Raw genomic sequence first — 11,936 nt, 5'->3', positions numbered from 1 at the left:
CTCAGTCGAAGATCACCGTCTTGTTGTTGTATGAGAGCAGCCTGTTGTCCAGATGCCAGCGCACCGCGCGCGACAGCACGACCTTCTCCAGGTCGCGCCCCTTCTGCACCAGGTCGTCGACGTCGTCGCGGTGCGAGATGCGCGTCACTTCCTGCTCGATGATCGGCCCCTCGTCGAGGTCCTCGGTCACATAGTGGCTGGTCGCACCGATCAGCTTCACGCCGCGCGCGAACGCGCGGTGGTAGGGCTTGGCGCCGTCGAAGGCCGGCAGGAAGCTGTGGTGGATGTTGATCACCTTGTTCGGGTAGCGCTTGACGAAGTCCTGCGACAGCACCTGCATGTAGCGCGCGAGGATCACAAGGTCGACGCCGGCTTCTTCCAAGAGGCGGAACTGCTCGGCCTCGGCGGCGGCCTTGTTGTCACGGCTGACCGGGATCACGTGGAACGGGATGTCGTTGAATTCGACCAGGCGGCGGCAGTCTTCGTGGTTGGAGATCACCAGCGGGATCTCGCAGTCGAGCTCACCGATGCGCCAGCGGTGCAAGAGGTCGACCAGGCAGTGCTCGTACTTCGACACGAAGATCGCCACGCGCGGTTTGCGGCTCGACAGCGACACCTGCCACGTCATGTCGTGCTTGGCGGCGATCGGCGCGAACGCGGCGGCGAAGCTCTCCATCGGCAGCGTGAAGCCCTCCAGATCCCACTGCACCCGCATCAGGAACAACTTCGCCTCGGCGTCCTGGTGCTGGTCGGCGTGCAGGATGTTGGCGTTGTAGGTCATCAGGAAGTTGGCGATCGCCGACACCAGACCTTTCTTGTCCGGGCAGCTGATCAGCAAGGTGGCGGAGTGTGGATTCATGCTCGTGTCTGTCGATTCGTTGGCGTTGGCAAATGCAAAGCGCCACGGGCGGCGGCGGGCCGACCGTGGCGTTTTCATCTGGGACGGCAGTTAGCTTAACCGCGCAGCTTGGCCGAGGCCAGCGTATTTTCCAGCAGGGTCGCGACCGTCATCGGGCCGACGCCGCCCGGCACCGGCGTGATGTAGCTCGCGCGTTCGCTCGCAGCTTCGAATTCGACGTCGCCGCACAGCGTGCCGTCGGCGAGGCGGTTGATGCCGACGTCGATCACCACCGCGCCCGGCTTGATCCACTCGCCCTTCACGAAGCCCGGCTTGCCGACCGCGGCGACGACGATGTCGGCGGCGGCGACTTCGTCGGCGAGGTTGCGCGTCGCGCTGTGGCAGATGGTCACCGTCGCGCGCGCCAGCAGCATCTCGAGCGCCTGCGGGCGGCCGACGATATTCGACGCGCCGACGATCACCACCTTCTGCCCCTTCGGATCGATGCCGTAGTGTTCGAGCAGCGTCATCACGCCCTTCGGCGTGCACGGACGCATGAGCGGCATCTTGGTCGCGAGGCGGCCCATATTGTACGGATGGAAGCCATCGACGTCCTTGTGCGGGTCGATGCGTTCGATCACCGACTGCGGATCGATGTGTTTGGGCAGCGGCAGCTGCACGAGGATGCCGTCGACTTCGGCGTTGGCGTTCAATTCGTCGATCAGCGCCAGCAGGTCTTCCTGCGTAGTGGCCGTCGGCAGGTCGTAGGCGAGCGAACGGATGCCCGCCGTCGCACACGCGCGTTTCTTATTGCGCACGTAGACCGCCGACGCCGCATCGTCGCCGACCAGCACCACCGCCAGCGCCGGAGCGCGCTGCCCCGCCGCGACGCGCGCGTCGACCTCCTTGCGCACCGCGTCGATGCGCGCATCGGCCACCGCCTTGCCGTCTATCCTTTGAGCCACCATTTCGTTTTTCCCCAAACTCATTGATGCGAAAACCTAATTTTCGCATTTTTATGAAAGCAGGCTCAACGGGTGTTGACATCAATATCTTCCATCCGTATATTTGCGGACTCTCGTTGTCGGGGCGTAGCGCAGTCTGGTAGCGCACCTGGTTTGGGACCAGGGGGTCGTGAGTTCGAATCCCACCGCCCCGACCAACAAGACACACGCTTCGGCGGGCAAGCGCCCGTAGCTCAACCGGATAGAGCACCGGCCTTCTAAGCCGGGGGTTACAGGTTCGAGTCCTGTCGGGCGCGCCAGAAAAGTTTTACGGTGGTGGATGTAGCTCAGTTGGTAGAGTCCTGGATTGTGATTCCAGTTGTCGTGGGTTCGAGTCCCATCATCCACCCCACCCCACCATTTAAATGGTCGATGTCGCCAGACCTCGGCCAACCGTTTCGGCGGTGGATGTAGCTCAGTTGGTAGAGTCCTGGATTGTGATTCCAGTTGTCGTGGGTTCGAGTCCCATCATCCACCCCACCCCCCCTCTTGCTTTGCCCCTCCCCGCGCTTCGCTTGTTGTTTTTTTCCTAAGCGTTTACCCTTTGTGTCCGAATGTTCTTTGTCTGACAAGATACAGAACGTATAATCGGCATACAGTTACTTGTATCCAATATGCAGCCATGAGCCCCTTGCAGCCGATCAAGCGCCAGACGCTGACCAGCGCGGTCACCGAATCCTTGCGTCAACGCATCCTGTCCGGAGAATTCCACGACGGGCAGCAGCTGCGCCAGGAAGCACTGTCCAACGAATACGGCGTCAGCCGCGTCCCGGTGCGCGAGGCGCTGCGCCAGCTCGAAGCCGAGGGGCTGATCGAGATCATCGACCACAAGGGTGCGATCGTCTCGACGCTGTCGCTCAGCGACGTGCTCGAACTGCTCGATATCCGTGCCACGCTCGAGAGCGAACTGCTGCGCGCGGCGATCCCGCGTCAAAGCTCGGCCGACCTTGACGCCGCCGCCGCGACGCTCGAGGAATTCGGCGTCGCGCTCGAAAGCCACGACGTGCGGCACTGGGGCGAGCTCAACTCGCGCTTTCACCTCGCGCTCTACCGCGCCGCACAGCGCCCGAACACACTGGCGCTGATCGAGCAGCTGCACAACAAGACCGACCGCTATACCCGCATGCAGATCCTGTTCACCCACACCATGGAACGGGCGCACGAAGAGCACAACAAGCTGTTGGCGCTCTGTCGCGCGAAGGCGACCGACGAGGCGGGGGACTTCCTCCGCTTCCACATCCTGTCGGCCGGCCACGCGCTCGAACACTACCTCAACGAACAGCAGGCGCCGCAGCCGCGCAACGCCGTCTAGGAACACGAGATGCGCGTCGCCTCCCTCCCCCACATGCACACTCGGGCTGATGCGCGCCGGGGTGCGGGCCGGGTGGGGGTCGCATGCTAGTCCAACTCAAGCACCGCTTGAACCGGATGATCATCTGGTTCAAGCGCAGCGTCTGGTCCGACCTTTTCCCCAACAGCACCGTCACGCTGTTCTTCCTGACCATGGCCGTCATGCTGTGGACGCTGGACACGCGCGAAGCCGACCAGCTCAAGGGCGACCTGTCCCGCGACTCGCTGTGGGCCGAACAGTCGGCGCAGCGCCGCCTCGACGACGACCGCCAACAACTGATCGACCTGTCGCGCGCAATCGGCAACGGCGAACTCGACGAGACGGCTTTTCGCCAGAAGAGCGCGATCTGGCTCGCCAACATGCCCGAGATGGCGGCGATCGCCTACGCCGACGCGTCGGGCACGGTGCGCTACGTCCAGCCGATGAGCGTCGACCTGTTCCGCCACGGCCAGCCTTTACCCGCCCACAGCGCCGACACCTTCGCCAAGACGCGCGACGGCGGCCGCCTCAACTACAGCCCCGCCTACCCGGCCGAAAACGGCGAATGGTTCGTCGAACTGCAGGTGCCTGTCCGCTCGGGCGACACCTTCGCCGGCACGGTGGTCGGCGTGTTCAGCGCGCAACGCATGGTGCGCCGGCTGCCGCCGTCGTGGCTGGTGGAGAAATACCAGCTCGAACTGGTCGACACGCTCGGCCGCACGCTAGCCCGCAACGCGCAGCGCCGCCAGCTGATCAGCTACAACGAGGTCATTTCGCTGCCCGGCAGCGGCCTATTCATCCGCGTGCGACCGGTGCAGGGCGTCGCCGGCCCGGCGCGCAAGCTCCAGCTCGGGCTGATCGTCGGCCTGACGCTGCTGACGCTGTTGAGCCTCGTCAGCCTCAACAGCCACATCCGCCGCCGCATCGACGCCGAGGGCGAACGCGACCGCGTGTACCGCCTGTCGCAGGACCTCCTAGCCGTGGTCGACGAAGACACCAGCATCGTCGAGGTCAACCCGGCGTTCGAACGCGTGCTCGGCTACCTTCCCGGCACGCTCGAAGGCCGCTCCTTCCTCGACTTCCTGCCCGACTCGGAAAAACCGCGCATCCGCGATGGCTTCGCCGCGCTCCTGGCCGGCACCTGGCAGGACCACTACGTCGAGACGCCGGTGATCGGCGCCGACGGCGAGACGCGCTACATCGTCTGGGCACTGAGCCCGCTGCCCGAACGCAACCGCGTCTATCTGTCGGGACGCGACATCAGCGTCGAGAAACAGGCGCTCGAAGACCTGCGCCGTGAATCGGCTTTCCGCAAGGCGATGGAAGACTCGTTGTCGGTCGGCATCCGCGCGATGGACCGCAACGGGCGCATCACCTACGTCAACCAGTCGTTCTGTACCATCACCGGCTACAGCGAGGAAGAACTCGTCGGTCGCCTGCCGCCCTACCCGTTCTGGCTGAGCGGCGACGCCGGCGAGCGCAACCGCATCTCGCTGTTGCAGACGCTGGCCGGCGACGCGCCGAAGGACGTGTTCGAATCGCGCTTCAAACGCAAGAACGGCGAACAGTTCTACGCGCAGATGCTGATTTCGCCGCTGATCGACGCCGACGGCAACCACGGCGGCTGGGTCGCGGCGCTGACCGACGTCACGCGCGAGCGCGAAGCCGAGGAACGCTATAAAGAGCAGATGGAAAAACTGCAGGCGACCTCGCGGCTGGTCACGCTCGGCGAAATGGCGTCGACGCTCGCGCACGAACTGAACCAGCCGCTGTCGGCGATCGCCAATTACCAGAACGGCTGCATCGAGCGGATCCGTCAGGGCAAGGCCACACCGGAGAAACTGCTGCCGGTGATGGAAAAGGTCACCGCGCAGGCCGAACGCGCCGGCATGGTCGTGCGCCGCATCCGCGAATTCGTCAAACAGAGCGCGCCCGACAGGCGCGCCTGCCAGTTGGCCGAGGTCGTCGACGCGACGCTCGCGATCGCCGAGATCGAGGCCAAGCGCCACGGCGCGCGCATCGCCGTCGACCTGCCCGAACTGCCCGACCTCCTCGTCGACCCGATCCTGATCGAACAGGTGCTGCTCAACCTGATCAAGAACGGCATCGAATCGATGCACGAGGTCCCGCTTACCGAACGGGTGCTGTCGCTCGCCGCCCGTCTCACCAGCAACAAGCGGGTGACCGTCACGATCGCCGATTGCGGCCACGGCGTCCCCGAAGATCAGAAGGAGCGCCTGTTCGAGGCCTTCTTCACCACCAAGCCCGACGGAACGGGCCTGGGTCTGGGCATTTGCCGCTCCATCGTCGAATTCCACCAGGGTCAGATCTGGGTCGAAGACGGCGAGCACGGCGGTAGTCTCTTCAGCTTCACCTTGCCGGTAGTCCCATCATGAACAGCTTCCAACACGCATACATTCATATCGTTGACGACGACGAGGCCTTCCGCGATTCGCTGGTCTGGCTCCTGGAAAGCCATGACTATCGGGTGGCCTGCCACGATAGCGCCGAAAGCTTGCTGTCCGACTTTTCGCCGGAGGGCATCGGCTGCCTGGTGGTGGATATCCGCATGCCGGGAATGAGCGGCCTGGAGCTCTTCGAAGAGCTGATCGCGCGCGGCAACCCGTGGCCGGTGGTGTTCCTGACCGGACACGGTGACGTACCGATGGCGGTGCAGGCGGTCAAACGCGGCGCGTTCGAGTTCCTCGAAAAGCCGTTCAACCAGCAGGCCTTCCTGTCGGCGGTAGAAGGCGCGCTCGCCACCTGCCACACCTCGATGGCCAACGTCGCGGTGCGCGACAAGTTCGAGGAGCGCCTCGCCTCGCTGACCACACGTGAACGCGAGGTGCTCGAGAAGGTGATCGAGGGCAAGATGAACAAGGTGATCGCCGACGAGATGGGCATCAGCATCAAGACGGTCGAGGCGCACCGCGGCAAGATGATGGACAAGATGGGCGCGCGCTCGATCGCCGACCTGGTGCAGGGCGTGGTCGCGCACCGCAGCCGCGACGCCGGCTGAGACGAACGCGGCAAAACCCTCACCCCCCCAAGGGTTTGCCTAGGGTGACTCCCAATAGGCCTGAGGAGCGGGAAGCCGTACGATGGTCTTTGCAGCAGCGACACCGGCGAGGATGAGTGCTCCATCCGCGCCGGAGCGGCGGTGCTCTGACCGCCGGCTGTAATGGACAACGTCTGTCGTCCCATTTTTACTCCTCCTGCGTATAACGCAGAACTGAATGCAGAAAGCCTGGCGCTTTCAGCTTATCCCCGGATCGACCACCCACGATCCGGGGTTTTTTCTTTCCGCCCTCCGCCCCATCCGACCTTTCTGGGCAGTACGTGCCGAGAACGCCGCCATCCGCTGCCCCAAAAGGGTCGGTCAGCTTGCCTATGCGTGCGGACATGAAAAAAGCGACCCCGCAGGGTCGCTTCTTGGCCGGAATCGGAAGAACGCTTACGCGCGCTTCTTGAATTCGCCGGTACGGGTGTCGATCTCGATGCGGTCGCCGATTTCGACGAAGGCGGCCACCGGCAGTTCGAAGGTGGTGCCTTTCAGGCGGGCCGGCTTCAGCACCTTGCCCGAGGTGTCGCCGCGCACGGCCGGCTCGGTATATTCCACTTCGCGCACGACGGTGGTCGGCAGTTCGACCGAGATCGCCTTGCCATTGTAGAAGGTCACTTCGCAGACGTCTTCCATGCCGTCGATCAGATAGTTCAGCACGTCGCCGAGGTTTTCGGCTTCGACTTCGTACTGGTTGAACTCGGTGTCCATGAACACGTACATCGGGTCGGCGAAGTAGCTATAGGTACATTCCACGCGCTCGAGCACCACCACGTCGAATTTTTCGTCGGCCTTGTAGACGGCTTCGGAAGCGCTGCCGGTCAGCAGGTTCTTCATCTTCATTTTGACAACGGAAGAGTTGCGGCCGGATTTGCTGAATTCTGCCTTCTGCACGACCATCGGGTCGCTACCCAGCATGAATACGTTGCCTGGGCGGAGTTCCTGTGCGGTTTTCATTGCGTCAAAGTCCTAAGGTCTTGATTGGAATCGGAAAAGGTTTTCCGAAAAAACGCACTATTTTAGCCGGTTTTGTACGAATTGCACCAGCCGGCCGGCGAGGTCGCCCGCCGCGGCCTGTTTTTCGGCCCAGTCGTGCGCGTGAAACGCGAGCGCCTCGCGCCGTTTTCCGAACGCGCGCCACGCGTCGCCGACCTCCTCGTCGCGGTTGAAAGCGCGCGACAGCGCGGTCAGCGCGGCGGCGGCGGGCTCGGCCAACCCTTGTGTGTAGCGCTCGAGAAAGGCGTCGAGCTTTTCCAGATGCGCGCCCTCGTCCTGGCGGTAGATGTGCCACAGGAAAGGCCGCGCCGCCCACTGCGCGCGCAGGAAGGAATCCTCGCCGCGCACGATGTTGAAGTCGCATGCCCACAACAGCCGGTCGTAGCCGGCCTGGTCGGTCATCGCCAGTGCGTGGACCGCCAGCGCGCCGCGCCGCGCGACGCCGCCGGGCACCTCCAAAGGTTGGCCGAGCACCCGGCGCAGTTCGGCCAAGGCGCGGCCTTCCGGCACCAGCACGGTGACCGGCGCAATGCTCGCCGCCCACGCGTCTGTGAGGCTCGCCAGAGACGGCGTCTCGTAGCTGAACAGGCTGATGCGCATCTCGTTCTCTACGCGCGGCGGCAGGCCGAGCGACGCCCAATACGCGTCGAGCCCGGCCGTATCCGCGAGGAAGGCGTCGCGTCGCGCCGGCAGGTCGCGCTCGCCGATCAGCCCGCCGCTCGTCTCGGTGAAACCGGGGAAATAGAAATACTGCGTCAACGGCAACCGCGGGTGTGGCGACGCCATGCCGTGGCAGTCGTCGACCCACGCCTCGGCTGACAGGTATTCGAGGTTCAGCCACAAGGGCGCCGGGTCGCACGCCGCCATCGTCGCGAGAAAGTCGTCCGGCAAGCGGCAGCCGAACGCCTCGATGACGACCTCGCCCGGTTCGACGCCGGCGCCGAGCTGGGCCGAGCCCGGCGTCCAGCGCCGGATCTCGACGCCGGCGATCGTCTGCGCGTCGAGATCCGGATCGAGCCTCGCCTCGATGCGAGCGAAGCTTTCCAGGTCGTCGACCCACAGCCTCAGCGGCAGCCGGTATTCGTCGGCCAGCTGGCGCGCCAGCCGCCAGGCGACACCGATGTCGCCGAAGTTGTCGATCACGGTGCAGAACAGGTCCCAGCAGGCGGCAGGACGGGTAGAATCAGTCATGTCAAATAGATTATTCGCGGAAACACGGCAGCAGCCCGCCTACGGGCAACACGCTATAGTTCCGCTTATAAATTGCTAATAATAGCCCGAGCCCCCATGAACGACACCCCCTCCTCCACGCCCGCCCCTCCTGCCCACCGTCGGCGACGCTGGCCCTATGTACTCGCCACCCTGCTCCTTCTCTGGCTCGCCGCGCTCGGCGTCGCCGCCCGTTTCGCCCCCGGCTGGATCCGCCAGGCGGCCGGCGACTGGGCCGCCGAACACGGCCGTACGCTGACGCTCGGCGACATCTCGCTGTCGCCGTGGAGCATGACGCTCGCCGTCGGCGACGTCCATTTCGCCGACCGCGACGGCCGCGTGCTGTTCAAGGCGGCCAAGGTCGAGATCGACGCCGAACCGACCTCGCTGTTGATCGGCCGCTACCACGCCGCCGCGCTGACGCTGACCTCGCCCGAAACCCAGCTCTACCGCGACCGAAACGGCCTGTGGAACTGGGCGAAGCTCGCCAGCGACCTCGCCGGCAAGGCGCCGCCGAAGGAGGAATCCGAACTGCCGAAGATCGCCGTCGACCGGCTCGAGGTCAAGGACGGCCGCTTCACCTTCGTCGACGAGACGACGCCCGGCACGCCGCCGTGGCAGTTGTCGCCGCTGAACCTGGTGCTCAACGACCTGACGACCTTGCCGGCAGAGGGCGGCTACACACTGAACGCCGAGGTCGACGGCGGCGCGCGCTTGGCGTGGAAGGGAGCGATGACGCTGCAACCCTTGACCTCGCGCGGCCGGATCGAAATCACCGGCATGACCCTCAAACGCCTCGCGCCGGCCTTGCACGACGTGGCCAAGCTGCCCGATCCGGCCGGCATGCTGTCGGTCAAGGCCGACTACCGTTTCAGCCTGACAGGCGCTGATGTGCGCCTCGTCGCGTCGCCGTTCAACGCCGAGCTCAAGGACGTGACGCTCTCTGCGCCGCAAAGCCCGAGCCGGCTGACGCTCAAGACGTTGGCCGTCGAGAACGGCTCGCTCGACCTGGAAAACCGCCGCGTCGACATCGGCCGCGTGCGTCTGGCCGACGGCAGCCTCGCCGCGCTGCGCGCCGCCGATGGCACGCTCGACTGGCAGGCCGTCGTCCCGCCGGCAAGAAAGATCGCCGCCGAGAAAGCGCCGGGCGCACCGTGGTCGCTGCACCTGGCCCGGGTGTCGGTGGAGAACATCGCGCTGGCGTTGAGCGACTCGGGCTTCGCACGGCCGATCCGCTACCAAGGCACGTTGGCCGAGGCCGGCCTCGCCTTCGACCAGGACGCCGGCAAGGCGCCGGTGGTATCGAAGATCGCCGTCCACCTTTCGGACAACCTCATCGCTGACAGCGGCGGCAAGCCGCTCGCCACGCTGCTCGACGCACGGCTCAAGGACGCCAGCGCGGACGTCGACAAGCGCAGCATCGCACTCGGCACGCTGACGCTTGCCGCGCCGCGCATCGAGGTGACGCGCGACAAGCGCGGCCGCATCGCGCTCGCCGACGCCTTCGCACCGGCCCGCCGCACCGGTCCTGCACCGGCCAAGGACGCTACCCCGGCGTGGAAGGTGATCCCGCCGATACTCGACGTCGAGCAGGGAAGGCTCGTGTGGCGCGACAGCAGCACCGCGCGCCCGGTCGAGGTCGCGATCGACGACATCGGCGGTCACGGCAGCGCGCACGACGACGGCTCGCTGTCGGTAGACCTGGCCGGCCGCGCCGGCAGCGGCCGCGCGGTCGCCCGGGTCGAGGTCGCGCCAAACGGCGCCCTCGACGCCAAACTGTCGCTCGCCGGCCTGCCGCTGGCGCCGTTCGCGCCTTACGCGCTGTCGGGCACGCCGCTGCGCCTGGGCGGCGGCGCGATCGGTGCCGACATAGCGGTCAAGGCCGCCGCCGGCAACTGGCACGCGGCCGGCAGCGCACGGCTGACGCAGCTGTCGCTGCTCGAACCGGGCGAGCGCCGGCCGCTGGTCGCCTGGCGCGAGCTGGTCGCCAGCGGCATGACGGCCAGCGGCGGGCCCCGCCTCGCGATCAACGTCGCCGAGCTCCGCCTCGACGGCGCGCAGGCGCGGCTGATCCTCGACGAGAAGCGCCAGCTCAATATCGCGCGCCTGTTCGGCGCCAAGCCGCCCAAGCCGCAAGCCGCGCCGGCACAGGGCGAGGACGCACCGGCCGGCGCCGAGCTGTGGTGCGCGAAGCCGGCGCCGGCGCCGTCGCTGCCGGCGGTCAACGTCAAGACCGTCGTCGTGCGCGGCAGCGAACTCGACTTCGCCGACCTCGGCATGCGCCCGAACTTCGCGACGCGCATCCACGGCCTGAAGGGCACGATCAACGGCCTGTCGACGCAGCCCGGCCGGCGCGGCACGGTCACGCTCGACGGCAACGTCGACCGCTACGGCGACGCCAAGGTGCGCGGCACGCTCGCGCCCTTGTCGCCGACCGACGACACCGACATCACGTTGGCCTTCCGCAACATCCCGATCACCAGCCTCAACCCTTATTCGATGAACTTCGCCGGCTGGCGCATCGACGACGGCCGGCTGTCGACCGACCTGCGCTACCACCTCGTCAACCGCCAGCTCAAGGGCGAAAACCGCGTGGTGATCAATTCGATCAAGCTCGGCGAGGAGGTGCACGACCCTGACGTCACGCCGCTGCCCTTGCGGCTCGCGGTCGCGCTCTTGGAAGACAGCGACGGCATCATCGACCTCAACCTGCCCATCGAGGGCAGCCTCGACGAGCCGAAGTTCAGCTACGGCCACCTGGTGTGGCAGGCGATCAGGAACGTCATCGTCAAGGTGGTCACCGCGCCGTTCCGTGCGCTGGCGTCGCTGTTCGGCGGCGAAGGCTTCGACGCGATCAACTTTGCGCCGGGCGAAGCCGGCATCGCGCCGCCCGAACGCGAGAAGCTCGACAAGCTCGCGCAGGTGCTGGAGAAACGGCCGCGCGTGAAGGTCAGCCTCGCCGGCGGCGTCGACGTCGGCAAGGAAACGCGCGAACTGGCACGCGCGCGCGCCGACCGCGCCATCCTCGTCGCCGCCGGCCTCAAGCCCGCGCCCGACCTGCCGCTGCCGCTGCCCGACCTCGAAGACGCGCGCATCCAGGGCGCGGTGAAGACGGTGTACGGCCGCGAGGTCGGCCTGATCAAGTTCGCCGCGCGCCTCGTGGCCACGCCCGACAACCGCGACCGCTACGTGCGCCTGCGCGACGAGATCATCGCCGCGCAGAAGGTCGACGCGGCGGCACTCAGGGCGCTGGCGCGCGCGCGCGGCGACGCGGCTTACAAGGCGCTCATCGGCAGGAACGCAGCGCTGAAAGACCGCGTGACCTTGGCCGAGCCGCAGACGGTGAAGGCCGACGCCGAAGGCGTGCCGCTGGTGGTGAAGCTCGACGCGACGGCCGCGGAGCCAGGCTCGGCCAACGTGCCGGCCACCGCGGGCGCCACACCAGCTAAATAAGGAGTAACCGAGCCCTGGCGCCGAGCAAGGCCGGTCCTACACTTC

8 protein-coding genes and 4 tRNA genes are annotated in these 11,936 nt (G+C 66.2%); 8 read left to right on the top strand and 4 right to left on the bottom strand.

Annotation, left to right across the window (positions count from 1 at the left end):
- Position 1: 1 nt before the first annotated feature.
- Positions 2-859: a formyltetrahydrofolate deformylase gene (gene purU, locus DWG20_RS10085; RefSeq protein WP_115433688.1), complete on the bottom strand. Its 858-nt coding sequence runs from the start codon at positions 857-859 to the stop codon at positions 2-4.
- Positions 860-954: 95 nt separating this feature from the next.
- Complete coding sequence (gene folD / locus DWG20_RS10080; RefSeq protein ID WP_115433687.1) at positions 955-1,806, bottom strand: bifunctional methylenetetrahydrofolate dehydrogenase/methenyltetrahydrofolate cyclohydrolase FolD; 852 nt, start codon at positions 1,804-1,806, stop codon at positions 955-957.
- Positions 1,807-1,923: 117 nt separating this feature from the next.
- On the opposite strand from folD, the gene DWG20_RS10075 reads away from it, so the two are divergent.
- The 7 genes from DWG20_RS10075 (at position 1,924) to DWG20_RS10045 (ending at position 6,191) form a co-directional block, all read left to right on the top strand.
- Positions 1,924-2,000 (top strand) — tRNA-Pro (locus DWG20_RS10075).
- A gap of 25 nt (positions 2,001-2,025) precedes the next feature.
- Positions 2,026-2,102: transfer RNA gene (locus DWG20_RS10070), tRNA-Arg, on the top strand.
- Between the two features lie 16 nt (positions 2,103-2,118).
- Positions 2,119-2,194, top strand: a tRNA-His gene (locus DWG20_RS10065).
- Between the two features lie 52 nt (positions 2,195-2,246).
- Positions 2,247-2,322, top strand: a tRNA-His gene (locus DWG20_RS10060).
- A 142-nt stretch (positions 2,323-2,464) separates the two neighbouring features.
- Entirely contained in the window at positions 2,465-3,154 is a 690-nt protein-coding gene (locus DWG20_RS10055) for a GntR family transcriptional regulator (RefSeq protein WP_115433686.1), read from the top strand.
- Positions 3,155-3,237: 83 nt separating this feature from the next.
- Complete coding sequence (locus DWG20_RS10050; RefSeq protein WP_245944699.1) at positions 3,238-5,568, top strand: PAS domain S-box protein; 2,331 nt, start codon at positions 3,238-3,240, stop codon at positions 5,566-5,568.
- Positions 5,565-6,191 carry a response regulator transcription factor gene (locus DWG20_RS10045; protein WP_115433684.1) on the top strand — a complete coding sequence of 209 codons (627 nt, stop codon included), beginning with the start codon at positions 5,565-5,567 and terminating at the stop codon, positions 6,189-6,191. The genes DWG20_RS10050 and DWG20_RS10045 overlap by 4 nt, the downstream gene beginning before the upstream one ends.
- A gap of 435 nt (positions 6,192-6,626) precedes the next feature.
- On the opposite strand, the gene efp is transcribed toward DWG20_RS10045, so the two are convergent.
- Together efp and earP are read right to left on the bottom strand one after the other, a co-directional pair.
- Positions 6,627-7,190: an elongation factor P gene (efp, locus tag DWG20_RS10040; protein WP_115433683.1), complete on the bottom strand. Its 564-nt coding sequence runs from the start codon at positions 7,188-7,190 to the stop codon at positions 6,627-6,629.
- Positions 7,191-7,247: 57 nt separating this feature from the next.
- Entirely contained in the window at positions 7,248-8,420 is a 1,173-nt protein-coding gene (gene earP, locus DWG20_RS10035; protein WP_115433682.1) for an elongation factor P maturation arginine rhamnosyltransferase EarP, read from the bottom strand.
- 96 nt (positions 8,421-8,516) lie between these two features.
- Here earP and DWG20_RS10030 point away from each other — a divergent pair, with 96 nt between their 5' ends.
- The gene (locus tag DWG20_RS10030) at positions 8,517-11,891 is read left to right on the top strand and encodes a DUF748 domain-containing protein (RefSeq protein ID WP_115433681.1); all 3,375 of its coding nucleotides are present in this window, start codon (positions 8,517-8,519) and stop codon (positions 11,889-11,891) included.
- Positions 11,892-11,936 lie beyond the last annotated feature (45 nt).

The organism is Crenobacter cavernae (assembly GCF_003355495.1).
Taxonomy (GTDB): Bacteria; Pseudomonadota; Gammaproteobacteria; order Burkholderiales; family Chromobacteriaceae; genus Crenobacter; species Crenobacter cavernae.
Note: the sequence above shows the minus strand (reverse complement) of the source record. Positions and strands in the feature narration are given on the sequence as shown.

What these genes read in the sequence shown, in the direction of transcription:
- purU (WP_115433688.1), bottom strand. Translation starts at nt 859, where the DNA reads ATGAATCCACACTCCGCCACCTTGCTGATCAGCTGCCCGGACAAGAAA.
- DWG20_RS10055 (WP_115433686.1), top strand. Translation starts at nt 2,465, where the DNA reads ATGAGCCCCTTGCAGCCGATCAAGCGCCAGACGCTGACCAGCGCGGTC.
- DWG20_RS10030 (WP_115433681.1), top strand. Translation starts at nt 8,517, where the DNA reads ATGAACGACACCCCCTCCTCCACGCCCGCCCCTCCTGCCCACCGTCGG.
- DWG20_RS10050 (WP_245944699.1), top strand. Translation starts at nt 3,238, where the DNA reads ATGCTAGTCCAACTCAAGCACCGCTTGAACCGGATGATCATCTGGTTC.
- folD (WP_115433687.1), bottom strand. Translation starts at nt 1,806, where the DNA reads ATGGTGGCTCAAAGGATAGACGGCAAGGCGGTGGCCGATGCGCGCATC.
- earP (WP_115433682.1), bottom strand. Translation starts at nt 8,420, where the DNA reads ATGACTGATTCTACCCGTCCTGCCGCCTGCTGGGACCTGTTCTGCACC.
- DWG20_RS10045 (WP_115433684.1), top strand. Translation starts at nt 5,565, where the DNA reads ATGAACAGCTTCCAACACGCATACATTCATATCGTTGACGACGACGAG.
- efp (WP_115433683.1), bottom strand. Translation starts at nt 7,190, where the DNA reads ATGAAAACCGCACAGGAACTCCGCCCAGGCAACGTATTCATGCTGGGT.